The sequence below is a fragment of the Duganella paludis genome (assembly GCF_054461335.1).
In genome coordinates this window covers 5175722-5195011 of the sequence record NZ_CM136922.1, presented here as the reverse complement: position 1 = coordinate 5195011, position 19290 = coordinate 5175722, and the positions used below count along the sequence as shown (strand labels likewise).

21 protein-coding genes are annotated in these 19290 nt (G+C 62.7%); 9 read left to right on the top strand and 12 right to left on the bottom strand.

Annotated features, from left to right (window positions below):
* Nucleotides 1-5 precede the first annotated feature (5 nt).
* Nucleotides 6-920, bottom strand: a complete 915-nt coding sequence (locus tag ACXZ1M_RS22940) for an OmpA family protein (protein WP_459049918.1) — start codon at nucleotides 918-920, stop codon at nucleotides 6-8.
* Nucleotides 921-944: 24 nt separating this feature from the next.
* Nucleotides 945-1334, bottom strand: coding sequence for a DUF4398 domain-containing protein (locus ACXZ1M_RS22935; RefSeq protein WP_459049917.1), 390 nt, complete (start codon nucleotides 1332-1334; stop codon nucleotides 945-947).
* A gap of 123 nt (nucleotides 1335-1457) precedes the next feature.
* Between ACXZ1M_RS22935 and ACXZ1M_RS22930 the strand changes: the two genes are divergently transcribed.
* Entirely contained in the window at nucleotides 1458-3443 is a 1986-nt protein-coding gene (locus tag ACXZ1M_RS22930) for an AsmA family protein (protein WP_459049916.1), read from the top strand.
* A gap of 106 nt (nucleotides 3444-3549) precedes the next feature.
* On the top strand, nucleotides 3550-3774 hold the full coding sequence (locus ACXZ1M_RS22925) for a glycine zipper 2TM domain-containing protein (RefSeq protein ID WP_459049915.1): 225 nt from the start codon (nucleotides 3550-3552) through the stop codon (nucleotides 3772-3774).
* 48 nt (nucleotides 3775-3822) lie between these two features.
* Here ACXZ1M_RS22925 and ACXZ1M_RS22920 read toward each other — a convergent pair whose 3' ends face one another.
* Nucleotides 3823-4935, bottom strand: coding sequence for a DUF4351 domain-containing protein (locus tag ACXZ1M_RS22920; RefSeq protein ID WP_459049914.1), 1113 nt, complete (start codon nucleotides 4933-4935; stop codon nucleotides 3823-3825).
* A gap of 64 nt (nucleotides 4936-4999) precedes the next feature.
* Nucleotides 5000-5716: a Crp/Fnr family transcriptional regulator gene (locus tag ACXZ1M_RS22915; protein ID WP_459049913.1), complete on the bottom strand. Its 717-nt coding sequence runs from the start codon at nucleotides 5714-5716 to the stop codon at nucleotides 5000-5002.
* A gap of 124 nt (nucleotides 5717-5840) precedes the next feature.
* Here ACXZ1M_RS22915 and ACXZ1M_RS22910 point away from each other — a divergent pair, with 124 nt between their 5' ends.
* From ACXZ1M_RS22910 to ACXZ1M_RS22900, 3 genes are all read left to right on the top strand, one after another.
* Nucleotides 5841-6437 carry a glycine zipper 2TM domain-containing protein gene (locus ACXZ1M_RS22910; protein ID WP_459049912.1) on the top strand — a complete coding sequence of 199 codons (597 nt, stop codon included), beginning with the start codon at nucleotides 5841-5843 and terminating at the stop codon, nucleotides 6435-6437.
* A gap of 78 nt (nucleotides 6438-6515) precedes the next feature.
* Nucleotides 6516-6662 (top strand): lmo0937 family membrane protein, encoded by a 147-nt coding sequence (locus tag ACXZ1M_RS22905; protein ID WP_008446864.1) that lies wholly within the window; start codon nucleotides 6516-6518, stop codon nucleotides 6660-6662.
* Between the two features lie 77 nt (nucleotides 6663-6739).
* A complete protein-coding gene (locus tag ACXZ1M_RS22900) occupies nucleotides 6740-7276 on the top strand; it encodes a DUF3617 domain-containing protein (RefSeq protein WP_459049911.1) in 537 nt (178 codons plus the stop codon).
* A 13-nt stretch (nucleotides 7277-7289) separates the two neighbouring features.
* On the opposite strand, the gene ACXZ1M_RS22895 is transcribed toward ACXZ1M_RS22900, so the two are convergent.
* Nucleotides 7290-8360 carry a porin gene (locus tag ACXZ1M_RS22895; protein ID WP_459049910.1) on the bottom strand — a complete coding sequence of 357 codons (1071 nt, stop codon included), beginning with the start codon at nucleotides 8358-8360 and terminating at the stop codon, nucleotides 7290-7292.
* Nucleotides 8361-8520: 160 nt separating this feature from the next.
* Here ACXZ1M_RS22895 and ACXZ1M_RS22890 point away from each other — a divergent pair, with 160 nt between their 5' ends.
* Complete coding sequence (locus ACXZ1M_RS22890) at nucleotides 8521-10518, top strand: site-specific recombinase (RefSeq protein ID WP_459049909.1); 1998 nt, start codon at nucleotides 8521-8523, stop codon at nucleotides 10516-10518.
* The gene (cls, locus tag ACXZ1M_RS22885; protein ID WP_459049908.1) at nucleotides 10515-11906 is read left to right on the top strand and encodes a cardiolipin synthase; all 1392 of its coding nucleotides are present in this window, start codon (nucleotides 10515-10517) and stop codon (nucleotides 11904-11906) included. Before ACXZ1M_RS22890 ends, cls begins: the two co-directional genes overlap by 4 nt.
* A gap of 91 nt (nucleotides 11907-11997) precedes the next feature.
* Here the strand turns inward: cls and ACXZ1M_RS22880 are convergent, their stop codons facing one another.
* The 3 genes from ACXZ1M_RS22880 to ACXZ1M_RS22870 are packed head-to-tail and all read right to left on the bottom strand — an operon-like array spanning nucleotide 11998 to nucleotide 14345.
* The gene (locus ACXZ1M_RS22880; RefSeq protein WP_459049907.1) at nucleotides 11998-12816 is read right to left on the bottom strand and encodes a metallophosphoesterase family protein; all 819 of its coding nucleotides are present in this window, start codon (nucleotides 12814-12816) and stop codon (nucleotides 11998-12000) included.
* 9 nt (nucleotides 12817-12825) lie between these two features.
* Complete coding sequence (locus ACXZ1M_RS22875) at nucleotides 12826-13716, bottom strand: diacylglycerol/lipid kinase family protein (protein ID WP_459049906.1); 891 nt, start codon at nucleotides 13714-13716, stop codon at nucleotides 12826-12828.
* Nucleotides 13717-13721: 5 nt separating this feature from the next.
* Nucleotides 13722-14345, bottom strand: coding sequence for a phosphatase PAP2 family protein (locus tag ACXZ1M_RS22870; RefSeq protein WP_459049905.1), 624 nt, complete (start codon nucleotides 14343-14345; stop codon nucleotides 13722-13724).
* Between the two features lie 230 nt (nucleotides 14346-14575).
* On the opposite strand from ACXZ1M_RS22870, the gene ACXZ1M_RS22865 reads away from it, so the two are divergent.
* Nucleotides 14576-14806 (top strand): hypothetical protein, encoded by a 231-nt coding sequence (locus ACXZ1M_RS22865; RefSeq protein WP_090192292.1) that lies wholly within the window; start codon nucleotides 14576-14578, stop codon nucleotides 14804-14806.
* Nucleotides 14807-14979: 173 nt separating this feature from the next.
* Here ACXZ1M_RS22865 and ACXZ1M_RS22860 read toward each other — a convergent pair whose 3' ends face one another.
* The gene (locus tag ACXZ1M_RS22860; RefSeq protein WP_459049904.1) at nucleotides 14980-15885 is read right to left on the bottom strand and encodes a LysR family transcriptional regulator; all 906 of its coding nucleotides are present in this window, start codon (nucleotides 15883-15885) and stop codon (nucleotides 14980-14982) included.
* Nucleotides 15886-15984: 99 nt separating this feature from the next.
* Between ACXZ1M_RS22860 and ACXZ1M_RS22855 the strand changes: the two genes are divergently transcribed.
* Nucleotides 15985-17001: a zinc-binding alcohol dehydrogenase family protein gene (locus tag ACXZ1M_RS22855; RefSeq protein WP_459049903.1), complete on the top strand. Its 1017-nt coding sequence runs from the start codon at nucleotides 15985-15987 to the stop codon at nucleotides 16999-17001.
* On the opposite strand, the gene ACXZ1M_RS22850 is transcribed toward ACXZ1M_RS22855, so the two are convergent.
* From ACXZ1M_RS22850 to ACXZ1M_RS22840, 3 genes are all read right to left on the bottom strand, one after another.
* A complete protein-coding gene (locus ACXZ1M_RS22850; protein ID WP_459049902.1) occupies nucleotides 16998-17537 on the bottom strand; it encodes a hypothetical protein in 540 nt (179 codons plus the stop codon). The two genes, ACXZ1M_RS22855 and ACXZ1M_RS22850, sit on opposite strands and share 4 nt — an antisense overlap.
* A gap of 87 nt (nucleotides 17538-17624) precedes the next feature.
* Entirely contained in the window at nucleotides 17625-18824 is a 1200-nt protein-coding gene (gene alaC / locus ACXZ1M_RS22845) for an alanine transaminase (protein WP_459049901.1), read from the bottom strand.
* Nucleotides 18825-18921: 97 nt separating this feature from the next.
* Entirely contained in the window at nucleotides 18922-19239 is a 318-nt protein-coding gene (locus tag ACXZ1M_RS22840; protein ID WP_459049900.1) for a hypothetical protein, read from the bottom strand.
* Nucleotides 19240-19290: the final 51 nt, after the last annotated feature.

The window sequence follows — 19290 nt, the reverse complement described above, 5'->3', positions numbered from 1 at the left end:
AGAGGTTAGCGGCGGTTGGCGATCGGTGCGCCGTTCTGCGACAGCACGATCTCCACACGGCGGTTGAGCTGGCGACTGCCGGCGTCCGAGTTGCTGGCAACCGGATACGCTTCGCCATAGCCGCGCGTGGCCACTTTGGCGGCCGGCACGCCCATGCCGATCAGGGCGGCGCGCACCGACTCGGCGCGGCGCTGCGACAGTTCCAGGTTGTGGTTCGAGGTGCCGGTGCTGTCGGTGAAGCCTTCCACCAGCACCACGCTTTGCGGTTCCTGCATCAGCACGTCGGCGATTTTTTGCGCGGTGCGCTGGCCTTCAGCGCTCAGTTCGGCGCGGTCGACATTGAACAGCACATCGCTCAGGGTGATGATGATGCCGCGTTCGGTCTGCTTGGCTTGCAGATCGGCCAGTTGCTGTTGCAGGGCGGCGTTCTTGGCTGCTTCATCGCGCGCCGAATTGGTGGCGGCGTCGGCTTGCGCGCGGGCCGCGTCGGCATCGGCCTTGGCTTGTTCAGCCGCCGTACGGGCGCGGTCGGCGCTGGCGCGGGCATTGTTGGCTTCGGCGGTACGGGCCTGCAGGCGCACTTCATCGCGCTGACGGGCGGCGTCGGCCACTTGGGACTCAGCCTGCTTGCCTTTGGCGACTTCCTGCGCGGTGGCGATCTTCTGCTTGGCGACATAGGCCAGCTTGTCGATCTCGTCCAGGCTTTCCTTTTTCGCGGCGGCGGCGTTGGCGCGGTCCAGCGCATCGGCGGCGGCCTTGAATTCCAGCGGCGCGTTGGCGGCTACGGATGGATTGCTTTGGGCGACGGCAAAGTCGCTACGCGCCTGGTCCAGCTGACCGGTGGTGGTCGGCGTGGTGCTGCAAGCGGCGAACATGACGGACACGGCAAAGGCGGCTGGCAGAAGGATGAATTTTTTCATGATGGGCTCCATTCAGTGAAATTTTTATTGTTGGCTGGTGGCGTTGGCGCGCTGCAGTTCTTCGCGCAGCAGGCGGATATTCTGTTGCAGCTCGTCGGCCGCAGTGGTGGCCTTGGCCGAATTGGCCTTGCTTTGCGCCAGCTGGGCATCGGCCTGCGCTTGCACCGCCAGGTCCTGGGCGGTTTTGTAATCCTTGGCGGCCAGCGCCTGGTTGGCGCGCATCAGTTTTTCACGGGCCGACTGCATTTCGGCGGGCGCCAGGTCGGCGGCACCGGCACTGGTGGCGGCGGCGACCGCTTCACGGGAAACGGCGACGCCGGCGGTGGCCGGGGTTTTGTCGCTGGCACAGCCGCTCAGGCCGACCAACACTGCGATACCGGCCATCATTTGCCATTGGGTGTTCAGGTTCATCATTATTTTTCTCCTCAAGTTTTGTGGGATGAGCGTAGTTATAAACGGATGTCGCGTTGCCATCAGTACGGTGACGCACAAAAGCGGAATGTGTAGAATGATGCAACTATCAAGATAAGGTTTTCCATGGCCCTCCCGCGTCGTACCCGTATTGCCCTGGCCGTCGGCGCCCTCGTGCTGGCCGTGCCGGTCGCCGCCGTTGTTGCGCTCAGCTCGGTGGATTGGGAGCGGGCACGTCCCTGGCTCAACGACAAGATCGGTACCGCGATCGACCGCCCGTTCGAGATTCGCGGCCCACTGGCGCTGGACTGGCATCGGCGGGACAGCTGGCTGCCGCAGCCGCACTTGGTGGCGCACGATGTCCACATCGGCAATCCGCGCGGCATGCAGGCGCCGGCCGAGATGGCCAGCGTCGGCCAGTTCGCGTTTGCCATCGAACTGCTGCCGCTGCTGCGCCAGCGCATCGTGGTGCCGGAGCTGCGCTTCGACAATCCGGCCCTGCTGCTGCAGCGCGACGCCGACGGCCGCCACAACTGGAACTTCAAGCGCGACGAACAGCCTTCAGTGTGGAAGCTGGAGGTGCTCAGCGTGGTGTTCTCCAAAGGCACGGTGCACTACATCGACGCCGTGACGCACCTGGACGCCAGCGCCACCATCGACACCATCGACGACCCTCGCTATGACGTGGCATGGCAGTTGCGCGGCAAATGGAACCAGCAGGACGTCAGCGGCAGCGGCAAGGCCGGCGCCGTGCTGTCGCTGCAGCAGCAGACCACGCCCTACCCGCTCGCGGCCCACCTCAACGTCGGCGGCACCAGCATCAGCTTCGACGGCACGCTGACCAAGCCGGCCGCGCTGACGGCGCTCGACATGCGCCTTAAACTGTCCGGCCCCAGCATGGCGCGGCTGTATGGCCTGACCGGCGTGCTGCTGCCGGAAACGCCGCCCTTCGTCACGGAGGGCCATTTGACCGGCAACCTGGGCGACCATGCCAGCCACTGGGTCTACGACAAGTTCACCGGCAAGGTCGGCCAAAGCGACATCGCCGGCAAGCTCGACTTCAAGACCGGCCAGGCCCAAGCGCGCCCGCTGCTGAGCGGGAACGTGCAATCGAAACTGCTGCAGGTGTCCGACCTCGGCCCGCTGATCGGCGCCGACTCCAAGGCCAGCAAGGAAGCGCGCGGCGCCGACGTGGTACAGCCCGGCAACCGCGTGTTGCCGGTCGAAACCTTTCGCACCGAACGCTGGACCGCCATCGACGCCGACGTCAACTTCAAGGCCGCGCGCATCACGCGCGACAAGGACCTGCCGATCCATAATCTCGATACGCAGATCCACATGAAGGACGGCGTGCTGGCGCTGACGCCGCTGAACTTCGACATCGCCGGTGGCCGCTTCACCTCCACCGTCATGCTCGACGGCAGCGGCAAGATCAATCCGCACGCCATCCGCGCCGAACTGAAGGCCGATGCCAGCAAGTTGCAGCTCAAGCAGCTGTTCCCCGGCATCGACGGCATGCAGGCCACCGTGGGTGAAGTCAACGCCGGCGTCTCGCTGTCGGCCACCGGCAACTCGGTGGCCAGCCTGCTCGGCTCTTCCAACGGCGAGCTCAAGGGCGTGGTCAACCAGGGCAGCGTCAGCAAGCTGCTGCTGGAAGCCATGGGCCTGAACATCGGCAGCGTGGTGCTGGCCAAGATCTCGGGCGACAAGCAGGTCAAGCTCAACTGCATGGTGACCGATTTCGCCGTCACCAACGGCCTGATGAAGACGCGTTTGTTCGTGGTGGACACGGCCGATGCCCGCATCGACATCGGCGGCACCGTCAACCTCGGCAACGAGAAACTGGACCTGGTGCTGCGGCCGGACGCCAAGAGCATGCGCGTGCTGTCGCTGCGCGCGCCCATCTATCTGCGCGGCACCTTCAAGGAACCCGACATCAGTGTCGACAAGGGCACGCTGGCCTTGCGCGCCGGCGGCGCCCTGGCCTTGGCGGTGGTGGCGCCGGTGGCCGCCATCGTGCCGCTGATGAGCACCGCGCCGGGCGAGACCTCGGGCTGCCAGGCCTTGATCGCCCAAGGCGGCGGCAAGCCCAGCGCACCGCGCCCACGCTGATTCGAGAGCTGTGTGTGGTGCCGAACGGAAGTGATACGCACGGTTGCGTAATCTGTAGTCATTGGTTGAGGCGCAATACCGCGCCTTGCCTGCCACAGGAGAAACCATGAACAACATCAAGCGAATCGCAGCAACGGCCGCCGTCGTGGCAGCCACTCTGGGTCTGAGCGCATGTGCCAACATGTCGGGCCAGGATAAGAACACCGCCATTGGCGCGGGCGTAGGTGCGGTGGCCGGCTCGGTCCTGACCGGCGGCAGCGCAGTCGGCGCAGTCGGCGGCGCGGCCGTCGGCGGCGTGATCGGCAACCAGGTGCAAAAGCCACCACGTTGATCGCTAAGCGCCATCAGCTAAAAGATGCACCTTCGGGTCGAATGCCGTTCAGTTAAGACTGAGCGGCATTTTTTTTAGATGTTCCACCGATGCCTGTGTGGTCGCAAAAACCTGCTTCAAAGTTTGCGCCGTCCCCAGCGCGTCACTCCAGGCTTCGACCTGCTCCACACTGGCCTTGGCAAGCTTGCTGCGCACGGTTTTCGGCAATGCCCCGAAACGTTGCGCCAGCAACCGTTCCAGCAATGCAGCCGCCCCCTCCGCGCGCCCCCGCGCGAGTCCTCGCTCTAGCCCTTGTTCGAGCCCTTGCTTCAAGCCCTCGCACCGGCCTTTCTCCAGGCCTTTCTTCAAGCCCGTCTCCATGCCTCTTTCAACGCCTATCTCAAGACCTTTCTTTATGCCATCTTCGAGGAACATTTGTTCCAGTGGGTTGAGCAATTTCATTTCGTGCTCCTTTTCCAAGCGGAAGACTGCCTGCCAGTAGCGTCGCTGATACGGCTCAGGCAAGGCCATCATCCAGTTGATCACGTTGAATAATACGATTATGCGCCTGCGATTCCAACGATGCTTGAACAGTAGCCTGGTCAAGTGTAGCTTGGCCGCGTACAGCACATCCGGATCATGATGCGCTTGCTGCGTACGCAGGTGGACCAGCGTCACCCAAGCAAATGGATGGTGTGAGGCTTCCAGCGCCTCGGTGTTGGCGACGCAATCAAGCAGCTTGGCGGTTGTGAACGAGAATCCCCTGGCCGTGCCCAGCACCCGCTGATGGAAACTGCTTGGCCGCCAATTGGGATCGGCATCGGCCAGCAGCACCAGGCTGGCCACCGGTTGGCCGTATGTCTTGCCGATATGGTAGTTGTAGTCGTGCATACGACGCGCCAAAGCTGCATCGCGCTGCGCCTGGATTTCGATGTGGACCAGTACCCGGTGCTCGGAGCCGTCACGCAGGAATAGCTCGACCAGCTTGTCGGCCACCATCACGTCCGGGACGGTGCCGATAACAATCCCCGCCAATTCCTTGTCCCGGAAACGCGGCCGCTGCGTCCAATCGATGTGCGCGCTGAAGTCGGGAAAGTAGAAGTCCATGAAGGGGTGGAAAGCATGCGTTAAAGCGGCTTTCCACGGTAGGTCGTAGCGGGCGGGTTGTGCGGTGTTCGGCATTCGTTCAGTCTGCCGTCATAGCGCACCACATCGCATGACAAAAGACAAAGCAGCGCAAATCGCCTTACTTTTCCTTGAACAGATCGTAGCAATGGCAGGAGACGGCTTCCAGTCCGGTTGAATCGAGGATCTCGATGTTGCCGCGGCTGTAGGTGATCAGCTTTTGCTGTTGCAGCGCGCTGGCTGCCTTGGTGACGCCCACGCGACGCACGCCCAGGGCATGGGCGAGGAACTCGTGGGTCAGGTGAAATTTGTCCGATTGCAGGCGGTCGCGCGTGATCAGCAGCGAACGCGCCAATCGCGCCTCCAGCACATGGAAGCGGCTGCACACGGCGATCTGGATGGCTTGCGCCAGCATGCTGTCGGTGTAGCGATGGATCAGGCGGCGCAGCGATTCCATGCGATAAAACTCGGTGACGAAGTCACCCACCGCCAGCCGATAGACGCGGCCTGAACGCTGCACCACCGCCCTCACCTGCGCCAGTTCGTGACCCAGCACCACCGAGGCACCCAGCATGCCTTCGCGTCCCAGTGAACCGATCTCCAGCGTCATGCGCCCTTCGGCCACGCCAAGCAGCGAGATCAGGCAATCGATCGGGAAATACACATAGCGCATTTCCTCCCCAGGCTCCGACAGCAACTGGCCGTTTTCCACACGGACCGTTTCGCATTTTTCCGCGAGCTGGAGCTGGTCGTCGTCCGGCAGGCTGGCGAGCAGGCGGTTGTTCGCCAGGCGGGGCAGCGCGCGGTCTTCGGTGGTATGTAGGCTGGAGGTATGCATGCAACCAAGAGTAAGGGCAATTATTTCCCCTGTATGTACGATGACGCACGGAAGAAATAGATGTCCTCTAGGAAAATATCGCTCTAAATGCATCATCTCACACAACAACCAAAAGGAGCACCTCATGGACACCCAAAACAAGCCAGGCACCCATCCCGTCATGGTCATCGCCGCCGTCGCAGTCGTACTGTTCTGCGGCGTTGGCAGCGCAGCGCTGTTGGGCTGGCTGCCGACCTCCAACGCCACCGTTCCCACCCAAGTGAGCGGCATGCCGCCTGCGCCATCGACGTCCTCGTCGGCAGCGCTGGCGCCCACCTCTGCCGAACCTGTGCTGGCGCAGCAAGGCCAGGGCCAGATGTCGGAACCGGTAGCACGCCAGGCGCCATGCGCCAGCTGCGGCGTGGTGGAATCGGTGCGCTCGGTTGAGCACCGTCCGCAAAGCAGCGGCGTCGGCGCGGTCGGCGGCGCGGTACTGGGTGGCTTGCTGGGCAACCAGGTCGGCAGCGGCCATGGCCGTCAGGCGGCCACGGTGGTCGGTGCGGTCGGCGGTGCGGTCGCCGGCAACCAGATCGAAGGCAATATGAAAACCACGCACACCTGGGACATCGTGGTACGCATGGATAACGGCAGCAAGCGCACCTTCCACCACTCGACGCAACCATCGTGGCGCTCCGGCGACGCCGTGCGCGTGGTAAAAGGCCAGCTGCGCTCGGTAGACTAAGAAGTAAGGTACGGCAGCGTACAGAACGTGTAGCAAGTATTACCGATAATAGATTCAACACAACCCGAGGAGATAATCATGCTTTACACCATCGCTGTAGTTCTGCTCATCCTGTGGCTGCTGGGCCTGGTAACGTCCTACACCATCGGCGGCTTCATCCACATCCTGCTGGTGGTCGCCATCATCATGGTGCTGCTGCGCCTGATTAGCGGACGCGGCGTCTAGCCATCTCCGCAGTTGGACGAACGTGAACGGCGCCTTGGCGCCGTTTTCGTTTATGCTTGTCGTTTTGGGGAGGACACATGAAACGTCTATTGCTCACGCTGGCCATCCTGGCTGCTGTACCCGCCTCCGCACAATCCCAGTCCATCAAGCCCGGCCTGTGGGAATTGAATAACAAGGTCAAGACCGGCAACGCCCAGACCGACCAGGCCATGAGCATGGCAATGGCGCAACTGGCGGCCTTGCCGCCCGAGCAGCGCGCGCAAATGGAAGCGCTGATGGCGCGCAATGGCGTGTCCATGCCCAAGGCCAGCGGCGACGGCGGCATCACCCTCACCGCCTGCGTAACGCCCGAGATGGCCGCCCGCAAGGAACTGCCGCTCAACCAGCAAGGCAAGTGCACGTCCACGCAGGAACAGGTTCCGGGCGGACTGAACATCGCCTTCACCTGTACCGATCCAGCATCCAGCGGCAAGGGCCAGATCCGCTTCAGCAACGACAGCGCCTACACCATGACCATGAATGTAATCAACCAAAGCGGCGCGGGTCCGCAAACCGCCACAGTCGAATCGAGCGGACGCTGGCTGAGCGCGGCCTGCCCGGCCAAGTCCAAGTAAGCTTCAGGAGTGATCAGAAGGAGTGGCGCAGGCCGATGTTGACGGCGCGGTCGCCGTTGCCGCGATTGCTGGCATTGCCGACGGTATAGCCAGCGCCGTTGCGGTTCTGGATTTTGGCGAAGGAGGCGTACATATTGGTGCGCTTCGAAAACGCGTAGCTGGCGCCGACGGCGAGCTGGCCGGCGTCCATATCGGCCAGGCCGCGATCATCCTTGCGGATGTACGAAGCAAGCAAGGTCGTCGCTCCGCCCACCGGCACGGCCACGCCGACCAGCACATCGCGGCTGTTCGTGGACGGATAGCGCTGCGCCACCGCGCCGTACGGATTGGTTTCATCCCACTGCATGCCGGCATCGCCCCGGCTGTGGCCGTAGGCCGCATAGCCGACGAAACGGCCGAAGTCGAAGTTGGCCGCCACCAGCGAGTTGCGCGCCGACTGATCGACGGGCGGCGTGGAGCCGGTGGCATCCAGCATGTTCTCCTTGCGCTGGTGGGTCAGGCTCAAATTGAACCGCCCCTTTTCATAGCCCAAGGTAGCGCCATACGCGCGATTGACGCGGCTGTTGAACGGCGACTCGCCGAAGGCGTAGATCACCGATCCCACCAGGCCGCTACGCGAGCGCGGCGATCTATACTTGACAGTGTTGTCGTAACGCTTGGTGGTGTAGCCGACCAGGTTGGCCGCACTGCCAGCCATGCCGCCGTGGAAAGGATCGGCCACATCGGTCAGCGTTTCATACACGAGGTTGTACTGGCGGCCCATAGTCACCAGCCCGAGCGGACCATCCAACCCGACGTAAGCCTGGCGGCCGAACAGGCGGCCGTTCTGGTCGGAGATGCCGGTATCGTTGAGGATGCCCGCTTCCAGCGTATAGACCGCTGCCGTGCCATTGCCCAGATCCTCGCGTCCGCGCACGCCCAAACGCGAACCGCTGGCGACGCCGCTGTCGAGCTTGGCGCGCGGGCATTCGCCCTGGCAGCCGCGTTCAGCCACCACGCCGGCATCGAGCGTGCCATACACCTCCGTCTGTGCAATGGCGGCCAGCGGGGCGATCAAAGCAAGCGTAGCGAGTGCGGGTTTCATGGTGGCGAATAGTGAATGACGGTTGCAATGGTTGAAGCCAGTGTAGGCCTCCCCTGCGGTCCGCTCTGTGCGCACCATCACGCTAGCGCTGAATTGCAATCAGGAAAGCTGTGTTCGCTGCCGTACATACAGGCTGACGATGCGCCGGTATACTCGCCCCATGCTAGAAATCCTTGAAAAAATCAACGCGGAGAGCGACGACATCAGCCTGCTGGTCGAGCTGTTCGCCACCCTGCGCCCCAAGCGCGCGCACGACGGCGCCAGCGCCACGGCCCACGTACGCACCTTGTGCCAGCTACTGAAAGGCAATCCCGCGCATGCGCTGGCGCTGCGTCAGTACGCCCGCAACATCATCGCCGCGCGCCGCCACGCCAGCCTCTACACCGAGATCGGCGTATTGTCCAACGATGGCTTCTTCTCCGAATTAAAAACCCGCATCGCCTACCGCATCTTGCCGCCCGCATTGGGCAACGACTACCTGAGCGAGGCGCTCGACCAGGTGGTCTACAAGCGCACCGATTACATCTGGATCAGCCAGGTGCCGGCCGACGACTGGCTGGCCCTGCTGGACGTGGTCCAGCACGCCGAAGGCGCGCCCGAACACGACAGCAACCTGATGCTGCCCGGCCTGCTGGACGCGATCCGCACCCTGTCCTACCGCGTCTGCGCGATCGGCCTGGAGCCGCGCCTGACCAACTTCCACACCGAGATGGAAACCTACGAATCACCCTTCATGGTGCAGAACTTCGAGGTCAACGCCTATCTCGACGCCTACCACCGCAAGCTGGCCGGCGACGAAGTCGAGATGGAAGACGCGCGCCACCTGTTGGTGATGCTGGACCAGTGCGACGCCGTGATCGCCAAGATCCGCAAGAAAGCGCTGAGCCAGGGCACCAGCATCGCCCTCACCTACCTGCTGGTGTCGCTCACGCAAAGCCTGGACCGCATGCGCAAGCTGTTGTTCCTGGTCGATGAACAGGAAGACGCCGCCCACCGCAGCGCCGCCGTGGCGCTGACGCTGGAACTGATCGAGGCGCACAACAACAAATACATGGTGAGCGACCTGCTCAGCGATAACATCAACCTGCTGGCGCGCAACGTCACGGAGAACGCCAGCCACACTGGCGAGCACTACGTCGCCGACAACCGCCGCGAGCTGGGCCGCATGTTCGTGCAGGCGGCCGGCGCCGGCCTGGTGATCGGCTTCATGGCGCTGTGCAAGATCCTGATGTCCTACCTGCGCACCGCGCCGCTGGTGGAAGCCTTCCTGTTCAGCATGAACTACTCGCTGGGCTTTGTGTTCATCCATCTGCTGCACTTCACGGTGGCCACCAAGCAGCCTGCCATGACCGCCTCGCGCATCGCCGCCGGCCTGCATTCCAAGGATGGCCGCAACATCGACATCGACAGCATGGCCGAGCTGTGCAACAAGGTCATCCGCACGCAGAACATGGCGGTGCTGGGCAACCTGATGGTGGCGATTCCGACCGCCTGGCTGATCGCCATGGCATGGCCGCTGATGACCGGTCATCACCTGGTGTCGCCGGAAAAGGCCATGCACCTGCTGCAGGACATCGATCCCATCCACGGGCCGGCGCTGATCTACGCCGCCATTGCCGGCGTCTGCCTGTTCGTCGCCGGCCTGATTTCCGGCTACTACGACAACAAGGCGCTGTACACGCGCTGGGGCCAGCGCGTATCACAGCTGCGCGGCCTGCGCTGGCTGCTGGGTCAGCCGCGCCTGGACCGCCTGGGCGCCTATCTGGAAAACAATCTCGGCGGGTTGATGGGGAACTTCTGCTTCGGCATCCTGCTCGGCGTGATGCCCTTCCTCGGCTTCGTGCTGGGGATACCGTTGGACATCCGGCACGTCACCTTCTCCTCCGCCAACTTTGCGACAGCAATTGTTGGACTCGATCACAATGTCGGCTGGGAACTGGTTGTGACCTCGGTGGCAGGATTCCTTTCCATCGGGACAGTCAATCTGCTGGTCAGCTTCGGGCTGGCGCTGTGGGTGGCGCTGCGCTCGCGCCAGGTGCGCTTCAAGAACGGCTGGCAATTGCTCAAGGCGATGGGCCGGCGCTTCCGGCAAGGACCGATCTCGTTTTTCTTCGGTTCGAATGACGATGACGTACCTACTGAAAAGGCGATCCGATGAAACTGCTGCACATGCGTAGCTGGCTCCCCCTGGTGTTAATGTGCTGGGGCTTGCTGGGCGCATGCGCGTCCCTGCCCAACGTCACCGCGCTGGGCGACAAGCTCGAAACCGGCGGCGCGCCCACCGTCAAGGGCGCCAAGGGCGAACTGAGCGACGCCCGCGCCAAGTCGCTGCTGGCCAAGCGCTGGTCCAAGGGCACGCTCGACATGCAGCAGCAGGCGGCGCTGGAGGAGGCGGCGACCGGCGTGCCCCTCATCGCCGGCAACAAAACCACCTTGCTGTTCGATGGTCCGCAGACCATGACGGAAATGCTCAAGGCCATCAACGGCGCGCGCAACAGCATCAACCTCGAAACCTACATCTTCGACCAGGACGAACTCGGGCTCAAGTTCGCCGACGCGCTGATCCTCAAGCAGCAGGAAGGCGTGACCGTCAACGTGCTGTACGACAGCGTCGGCACCATCGGCGTGCCGGCCGAATTCTTCGACCGCATGCGCAAGGCCGGCATCCGCCTGGTGGAATTCAACCCGGTCAATCCGGCCAAGGTCAGCGGCGACGGCTGGAAGCTCAACAGCCGCAACCACCGCAAGGTGCTGATCGTCGACGGCAAGACCGCGTTCACGGGCGGCATCAACATCAGCGCCACCTACGCCAAGAGCTCGCTGTTCCGTTCCGCATCCCGTCCCACCGACAAATCGCAGGTCGGCTGGCGCGACACCCACATCAAGATCGAAGGGCCGGCGGTACAAGCCTTCCAATGGCTGTTCATCCGCAACTGGGCGACGCAGGACAAGGACGACTTGCCGGAAGCGGACTACTTCCCGACGCCGGTGATCGCCGGCGACAAGGTGGTGCGCGTGCTGGGCAGCGAGCCGGGCGGCAAATTCGAAATCTACAAAGCGTATGCGCTGGCGATCCAGGAAGCGAAGAAATCGATCCACATCACCTCGGCCTACTTCGTGCCGGACCGCCAGACGGTGGACGCGCTGATCGCCGCCGCGAAGCGTGGCGTAGACGTCAAGATCGTACTGCCGGGCGTCTCCGACAGCGGCCTGGTGTTCTACGCCGGCCACGGATTTTATGAAGACCTGTTGGAAGCGGGCGTGAAGATCTACCAGCTCAAACTGGCCGTGCTACACGCCAAGACCGCCGTCATCGACGGCACCTGGTCGACGGTAGGCTCGACCAACATCGACACCCGCAGCTTCCTGCACAACAGCGAAATCAACGTCATCATCATGGGTGAAGCATTCGGCACCGAAATGGAGCGCGCCTTCCAGGAAGACATGCGCGACTCCAAGCTGATCACGCTGGAAGACTGGCGCAAGCGCCCGCTGGCCAACCGCCTGAAAGAATGGGCCGCCCGCTTCATGAACTACTGGCTGTAAATTCGGGGTCAGTTCCGACATTCGGACACGAGCCCAGCCGTAGCAGCCGCTACGGCTGGGCTCGTGTCCGAATGTCGGAACTGACCCCGGTTCAGGCTTCGGCGGTGAGCGACCAGGTGTCGCCGCTGCGGCGGAAACATTCGGTGTGCACGGGCTCGAAACTGCCTGTGCCTTCGATCCAGCTGTAGCGGTCGACCTCGATGTCGTCCGGCGCAACCCGCAGCACGTTGAAGGAATTCGATTCGCCGCGCCCGCGCGTGGAGGTTGCGGTGCCGGCTTGCACCACCAACGCCGCGTAGCCTTCGATCTTGTAGCGCTGCGCGCTGTTGCCGGCATGGCTCGAATGCAGGTGGCCCGCCAGCAGCAGGTCGACGCCGCATTCGGCAAATGCCTGCATCGCCATCGGCGCGCGGTCCACCAGGTCGTCCTCATCGAAATTCTCGGGCAGGTCGAACGGGTGGTGGGTGACAATGATGCGCGTGTGGTTTTCTCCCACCGCTTGCATGCGCTGGCGCATCTGCGCCAGTTGCTCCTTGTTGACCCGGCCATCCTTGAACGTCAGCGAGCGCGCCGTGTTGATGCCGAGGACGACGATTTCGTCGTCCACATATTCCGGCGCCAGGTCCAGCGTGACGTAGCGCGTGTACTTGCGCAGCGGCGTCAGGAAGCGGCTGGCGACGTTGTACAAGGGGATGTCGTGGTTGCCCGGCACCACGATCTGAGGCCCCGGCAAGGTGTCCAGCCACGCGCGCGCGACTTTGAATTCCTCGGTCTTGGCGCGCTGCGTCAGGTCGCCCGACACCACCACCACATCCGGCGCCAGGCGCACCACCAACTCCTGCAGGGGCCGCAACAGGCCCTGGTCGACCCGGCCGAAATGCAAATCCGATAAATGGACGATGGTGCGCATGCTGTTCTCCTAGGCGGCGGGGACGATCACGCTCAACGACGATGCCCTTGAGCGATAGCATAGTGGCGGGCTCATCATTGTTACCTCCCCGTCCGTGGCGACCCGCAGGCGCTGGTGCCGCGTTTCGATGGTCAGCGACGACGACGACAGCACGTCGAAGTCGCGCGCCGCTTCCAGCTTGCCGAACAGCGCGTGCACGGCGTAGCGCAACAGGCCGAGCCGCGTCGGCTTTTGCGCCACGTACAGGCACAGCTGGCCGCTGTCGAGCCGCTCGCGCGCCCCCAGCGTCAGCCCTTGCAGGTATTCGTTGTTGCCGATGAAGACGAAGGGCGTGCGCCGCAGGTGCTCATCATCGTTGATCTTGAGCCGCACGCTGAGGAAGGGAAAGCGCCGCAGCACGGTGAACAGCGCCCAGCCGAACGCCGGCCACTTGCCGCGTCCGAGATGGCGCTGCTGCTGTTCGCGGTCACGCACCAGGTCCGGGTAGATGCCGAGGCTGGAGTTGTTGAGGAAAATGCGGCCGTTGACTTCGCCCACATCCACCTGCGCCGGCACACCGTGCACCGCGTTGGCCACGGCCTGGTCCAGATCAAGCGGTATCTTCAAGTCCTTGGCGAAGTGGTTGAGCGTGCCCAACGGCAGCACGCCGAGCCGCGTCGGCGTGTCGACCAGCACCGAGGCCACGGCATTGATGGTGCCGTCGCCGCCGCCCGCCACGACCACCGGTGCGCCTTCCTTCACAGCGCGTTCGGCGCGCGCGATCATTTCCTCGCCGCTTTTGGCCAGCGTGATGTCGGCCTCCACGCCTTGTGCGCGGAACTTCTCTTCCAGCGCGGTGGTCCAGCCGCCGCAATAGCCGAGGCCGGCACTGGCGTTGACGATGACGACGATTTTATTCATACGGTTTATACGGTTTTACCTTCTCGCCGGCGGCGCAGAGTGGAAACGCCAGTGATGCACACGGACAGCCAGGCCACGCTTTCGGCCATGCCCGCCAGCACGTCGCTGACATAGTGCGCGCCCAGATAGACGCGGCTGAATGCCACCAACAATACCATTGTCAGGCAGAAGCTCACCGTTCCCAAGCGCACACTCCACGCCGGCCGCGCGATCACCAGGTAGCTAACCAGCATGCCATAGAAGCAGGTCGCCGCCGTGGTGTGGCCGCTGGGAAAACTGTAGGTCGCCAAAGTGACCAGCGGTTCCTCGAACACCGGCCGCGTGCGCTGGAATATGTGCTTGAGCACGACATTCAGCAGCATCCCGCCCGGCACCGCGAACATCAGCGCCAGCAGCCAGTAATACGCCTGCCGTCGCCACAGGTAAAACGTCAATAAGCCCAGCAGCAGCGCCATGCCCGCCACCGAGTGCATATTCGAGATCGCTAACATGAAGCCGGTCACCGGTTCGAAGGCGTGGGCGTTGAACCAATGCGCCACCTGCAGGTCGAGCACGGTGATGGTTTCCTGCCCCATTACGGCCTCGGCCAGCTCATGGAATACCAGCCCCGCAGCCAGCAGCAGGGCCATGCCCACAGTCAGGTGCAGCCCGAATTCCCCGCCCGGAGACAACCTTGCCTCCACGAAATTAAGCAATTTGCTAATAGTTGGCACTCCTTCATGGACCGCCGATTAAATTCCGGCAAAAACATCAAAACGACAAATTTACTGTGTATTTGCACAGTACCTGTGTATTCATACAGTAGTTATGCTATTCTGAACTCCTCGTTAAACACCTCTCCAACAAAAAAGGAATTGTCATGAGCACTCTGAACAGCAGCTATGGTTCCCGTTTCGGTCTGGAATACCTGCCTACCTCTTTCATGGTTCGCATGGGCAAACGCGAAATGATGGTGTGCCGTGACTTCCGCAAGCGTTTCTACGCTGTGAACCCGATCATGGAATGCGACACCGGCGTACAAGCAGGCCACCTCGAGGTCCTGCTGTTCCGTCGCTGGCTGCTGATCCTGTCCAAGTCGAAGGCGCACTAATGGTTGCCGGTGCCAGTTGCCCTACCCAGTCGCATGACAGGCCGGCAGACGCCGCCGCCTCGCTAGCGCTCCTCACCTGGGTGTGGCAACTGGCGAGCCGACAAGCGCAGGATGACGCTCCGTCATCACCGCAATAATCGTCTCGCCAGTAATGATGGTAAACGCATTTCCGCTTAAGCCTTCTCGCATTGCGTGCGCAGGAAATCGCGCAACTGCAAAACAGTCGGCGTAATCTGCGAGCGGTGCATGCACAGCATATTCAGCGCCGTGCGTTCGCCCAGCACATCGGGCAGCAGCACTTGCAAGCGGCCGGCGCGGATATCCGCGCTCAAATCCAGCCGCGATTTATAGGCAATGCCCAGTCCTGCCACGGCCCAGCGCCGCACCACGTCGGCATCGTCCACGCTGCGGTTGCCGTTGACGTGGATGACCACGGGCTTCGCATCCGGCTCTGCTGCGGGATAAAAACTCCAGCGGTCATGAATCACCTCGTCCAGCATAAAGCGCAGGCAGTTGTGCCGTGACAGATCCTCCAGCGTACTGAGCTTGCCGTGCTGCTTGATGTAGTCCGGCGAGGCCACCAGCACGCGACGATTTTCCGGCGCCAGCGGAAACGCGATCAGGCTGGAATCTTCCTGCACGCCATAGCGTATGGCGATGTCCACCGGTTGCCGGTACATATCCGACACCCGGTCGCTGATGCTTAACTGAAAACCGACCTTCGGATACAGCGCCTGGAATTCATCGAGCCAGCCCAGCACCATGTTCCGCCCCAGGTCTGACGGCATGGAGATTTTCAACGTGCCGCCCAGCGTTTCCTGTCCCTGCATCAGCGTATCACGGCCTTCTTTGAGCAAGCGCAGCGCTTCGCGCGCATGGCGCAGATAAAGCTCGCCCTCCTCCGTCAGCCGCAGCGAGCGCGTGGTGCGGGCAAACAGCCGCAACTTCAACTCGCCTTCCAGCCGCTTGACGGCGGCACTGGCCAGCGCCGGCGAAATTTCCAGCTCGCGCGCGGCGGCGGACAGGCTGCCCCGGTCGGCGGTACGGACAAACACGGTCAAATCGTCCAAACGCAGCATTTTCTTCAATTCTTTGAAAGTGTTTCGGCGCACAGCCTCTTTTTCAGCGCCACGAAATAAATGATGATACCTCCATCCCAACTATTTCGGAGCATTTCCATGAAAGCCATCGCCTACCGCCAGTCCCTGCCCATCGACCATGCCGACGCCCTGATCGACATCGAACTGCCCATGCCGCAAGCCGCCGGCCGCGATCTGCTGGTCGAAGTGCGCGCCATCTCAGTCAATCCGGTGGACACCAAGATCCGCCGCAACGTCGCGCCGGCCGAAGGCCAGGCCAAGGTGATCGGCTGGGACGCCGCCGGCGTGGTCAAGGCCGTGGGTGCGGACGTGACTCTGTTCAAGCCGGGCGACGAAGTCTGGTACGCAGGCGACCTGACCCGCGCCGGCACCAACAGCGAATTCCACCTGGTGGATGAACGCATCGTCGGCCACAAGCCGGACAACATCGATTTCGCCCAGGCCGCCGCGCTGCCGCTGACTACCATCACCGCATGGGAACTGTTGTTCGACCGCCTGGAAGTGAGCCGCGACGCCGGCGCCACGGCCGGCAAATCGCTGCTGGTGATCGGCGCGGCCGGCGGTGTTGGTTCCATCCTGGTACAGCTGGCGCGCCAGCTGACCGGCCTAACCGTCATCGGCACCGCCTCGCGTCCGGAAACCGGCGAGTGGATCAAGCAACTGGGCGCGCACCATGTGATCGATCACAGCAAACCGCTGAACGAAGAGATCGCCCGTCTCGGCCTGCCACCGGTCAACTACGTCGCCGCGCTGAACCAGACCGACCACCACTGGGCGGCCATCAGCGAGCTGGTGGCGCCACAAGGCAAGATTGCGCTGATCGACGATCCTACCTCCATCGACGTGCGCACGCTGAAACGCAAGAGCGTGTCGCTGCACTGGGAATTCATGTACACCCGCTCGATGTTCCAGACCGAGGACATGCAAAAACAGCACCAGTTGCTGAACGATGTCGCCAAGCTGGTGGAAACGGGCGCCGTCAAAACCACGCTCGCCGAGCGCTACGGCAAGATCAATGCCGCCAACCTCAAGCGCGCCCATACCCTGATCGAGAGCAACCGCGCCAAAGGCAAGATTGTGCTGGAAGGTTTCTAAGCCAGGCCCGGCAAGCGCGCCGCTGCGGCTGCTGTGGCATCGGCATCGGCGCGCAGCCGCGCCAGTACGGCATCATCGTGACGCGTCAAGGCTTCCTGCATGCGGGTGGCGGCGGCGCAGGACGCTTCCAGCACCGCGATCAGCGCCGCCTGCCGCCGCTTTAATCCGGCCGACTCGTAGCCCAGCTGCTCGAACAGGCGGCCGATGTCGACGCAGTGGTCGCGCAGTTCGAACATGGTGGCCTTGGTGTATTCAATGTCGGTGCGCATGCTGCGATCGAGGTCCAGCATTTCCAGCTGTTCCTGCTTGTGTGGCGAGATCTCGCGGATGGTCGGCCCCCAGCTTTCGTACTTGCCGGCGATTCTACGGATGCGTGCGATTTTCTGATCCAGCATGCGGCAGTAGTGCCAGCACAGCCAGCATACCGGCAAGCGCGCCACGAAGCGCGGCAGCCCGGCGGTGGAAAGCTTGCGTTCGAGTTTTTGGACAGCGGTGACCAGACGCCGCGCGCTGGCTCCGGTGGGAAGTTGGGACATGATGGCAGCTCCGATGAAGGGTTCTCAGAGCTACGGTAGCCGCCGCATCAAACCATGGTTTGATGCGGCTTAAACTTTCTATCGATTTTAGGTGGAAGTCTTGCGCAGCATGGCTTTGATGCCACGCAGGCCCTGGCGAATGCGCGCCTCGTTCTCGATCAGCGCGAAGCGCACGTACTCATCGCCATACTCGCCGAAGCCGATGCCCGGCGACACGCACACCTTGGCCTCGGCCAGCAGCAGCTTGGCGAACTCCAGCGAGCCGAGATGGCGATACGCTTCCGGAATGCGCGCCCAGATGTACATCGAGGCCTTGGGCTTCTCCACCGGCCAGCCCGCTTCGCACAAGCCTTTGTGCAGCACGTCGCGGCGGGCCTGGTATTGCGCACAGATGTCGCTGACGCAGGACTGGTCGCCTTCCAGCGCGGCAATCGCCGCCACCTGCACCGGCGTGAAGCTGCCGTAGTCATGATAGCTCTTGATGCGCGCCAGCGCCGCCACCAGTTCCTTGTTGCCGACCATGAAGCCGACGCGCCAGCCGGCCATGTTGTAGCTCTTCGACAGCGTGAAGAATTCCACCGCCACCTCGCGTGCACCCGGCACCTGCATGATGGACGGCGCTTTCCAGCCGTCGAACACGATGTCGGCATACGCGAGATCGTGCACCACCAGGATGTTGTGCTGTTTGGCCAGCGCCACCACGCGTTCGAAGAATTCCAGCTCCACGCACTGCGCAGTAGGATTCGACGGGAAGCCGAGGATCATCATCTTCGGTTTCGGATAGCTCTCGCGCACGGCGCGTTCCAGTTCATCGAAGAAATCCACGCCCGGCGTCATGCGCACGGAGCGGATATTCGCGCCGGCGATCACCGCGCCCCAGATGTGGATCGGGTAGCTCGGGTTAGGCACCAGCACGGTGTCGCCCTGGTCCAGCGTGGCGAGCATCAGGTGCGCCAGGCCTTCCTTGGAACCGATGGTGACGATGGCTTCCGAGTCCGGATCGAACTCGACGTCGTAGCGCGTCTTGTACCACTTGGAGATGGCGCGGCGCAGGCGCGGTATACCTTTGGAGGCGGAGTAGCCGTGCGTGTCCGGGCGTTGTACCGTGTCGACCAGCTTGCTCACGATATGCGGCGGCGTGGCGCCGTCGGGATTCCCCATCGACATGTCGATGATATCCTCGCCGCGACGGCGTGCCGCCAGCTTGAGCTCGGCGGTGACATTGAAAACGTAGGGGGGCAGGCGATCGATACGCGCAAAGCTGCGCGGAGTTTGGGTGTCAGTCATGAATTGTCCACGTAAGCGCCCGGAACCGTCCGAGCGACGTCGATGCAGAAGCATCGGGATCGATACTAGACGATCCCGTCCATGTCTGGCAAGAATTTTAAGCGGCGGCTTGCTTGTCCTGCTCGCTGAACCACTCGAACAAAATCAGGCCGATGATGGAAGCGATCGGCAAGGTGAACAAGGCGATGAGCACCCACAGCACCGGCGAGCGGCCGAGGCGCTGGGCGGCAATGCCGATGAACACCAGGTGCAGCACCAGGCAAATAAAAATGCCGAGGCCGGCGGCAATTATCAACAGCACCGACTGCAGCGTGTAATGCGACAGCGGTGGTAGAAAAGCCGCGATGCTGATGATCAACAGCACCAGCGTGACAGCGGCGGCGGCAATAGGTTGTTGGGCGCGATCGACTTGCATAAGATCTCCTTGGCGAAGAGGCTATGCTGCCACGAACCGCTTGCAAAAGCA

What these genes read in the sequence shown, in the direction of transcription:
- ACXZ1M_RS22905 (WP_008446864.1), top strand. Translation starts at nt 6,516, where the DNA reads ATGCTTTACACCATCGCTGTAGTTCTGCTCATCCTGTGGCTGCTGGGC.
- ACXZ1M_RS22925 (WP_459049915.1), top strand. Translation starts at nt 3,550, where the DNA reads ATGAACAACATCAAGCGAATCGCAGCAACGGCCGCCGTCGTGGCAGCC.
- ACXZ1M_RS22860 (WP_459049904.1), bottom strand. Translation starts at nt 15,885, where the DNA reads ATGCTGCGTTTGGACGATTTGACCGTGTTTGTCCGTACCGCCGACCGG.
- ACXZ1M_RS22870 (WP_459049905.1), bottom strand. Translation starts at nt 14,345, where the DNA reads ATGGCCCTGCTGCTGGCTGCGGGGCTGGTATTCCATGAGCTGGCCGAG.
- ACXZ1M_RS22930 (WP_459049916.1), top strand. Translation starts at nt 1,458, where the DNA reads ATGGCCCTCCCGCGTCGTACCCGTATTGCCCTGGCCGTCGGCGCCCTC.
- alaC (WP_459049901.1), bottom strand. Translation starts at nt 18,824, where the DNA reads ATGACTGACACCCAAACTCCGCGCAGCTTTGCGCGTATCGATCGCCTG.
- cls (WP_459049908.1), top strand. Translation starts at nt 10,515, where the DNA reads ATGAAACTGCTGCACATGCGTAGCTGGCTCCCCCTGGTGTTAATGTGC.
- ACXZ1M_RS22880 (WP_459049907.1), bottom strand. Translation starts at nt 12,816, where the DNA reads ATGCGCACCATCGTCCATTTATCGGATTTGCATTTCGGCCGGGTCGAC.
- ACXZ1M_RS22840 (WP_459049900.1), bottom strand. Translation starts at nt 19,239, where the DNA reads ATGCAAGTCGATCGCGCCCAACAACCTATTGCCGCCGCCGCTGTCACG.
- ACXZ1M_RS22900 (WP_459049911.1), top strand. Translation starts at nt 6,740, where the DNA reads ATGAAACGTCTATTGCTCACGCTGGCCATCCTGGCTGCTGTACCCGCC.
- ACXZ1M_RS22920 (WP_459049914.1), bottom strand. Translation starts at nt 4,935, where the DNA reads ATGCCGAACACCGCACAACCCGCCCGCTACGACCTACCGTGGAAAGCC.
- ACXZ1M_RS22895 (WP_459049910.1), bottom strand. Translation starts at nt 8,360, where the DNA reads ATGAAACCCGCACTCGCTACGCTTGCTTTGATCGCCCCGCTGGCCGCC.
- ACXZ1M_RS22890 (WP_459049909.1), top strand. Translation starts at nt 8,521, where the DNA reads ATGCTAGAAATCCTTGAAAAAATCAACGCGGAGAGCGACGACATCAGC.
- ACXZ1M_RS22915 (WP_459049913.1), bottom strand. Translation starts at nt 5,716, where the DNA reads ATGCATACCTCCAGCCTACATACCACCGAAGACCGCGCGCTGCCCCGC.
- ACXZ1M_RS22910 (WP_459049912.1), top strand. Translation starts at nt 5,841, where the DNA reads ATGGACACCCAAAACAAGCCAGGCACCCATCCCGTCATGGTCATCGCC.
- ACXZ1M_RS22940 (WP_459049918.1), bottom strand. Translation starts at nt 920, where the DNA reads ATGAAAAAATTCATCCTTCTGCCAGCCGCCTTTGCCGTGTCCGTCATG.
- ACXZ1M_RS22855 (WP_459049903.1), top strand. Translation starts at nt 15,985, where the DNA reads ATGAAAGCCATCGCCTACCGCCAGTCCCTGCCCATCGACCATGCCGAC.
- ACXZ1M_RS22865 (WP_090192292.1), top strand. Translation starts at nt 14,576, where the DNA reads ATGAGCACTCTGAACAGCAGCTATGGTTCCCGTTTCGGTCTGGAATAC.
- ACXZ1M_RS22875 (WP_459049906.1), bottom strand. Translation starts at nt 13,716, where the DNA reads ATGAATAAAATCGTCGTCATCGTCAACGCCAGTGCCGGCCTCGGCTAT.
- ACXZ1M_RS22850 (WP_459049902.1), bottom strand. Translation starts at nt 17,537, where the DNA reads ATGTCCCAACTTCCCACCGGAGCCAGCGCGCGGCGTCTGGTCACCGCT.
- ACXZ1M_RS22935 (WP_459049917.1), bottom strand. Translation starts at nt 1,334, where the DNA reads ATGATGAACCTGAACACCCAATGGCAAATGATGGCCGGTATCGCAGTG.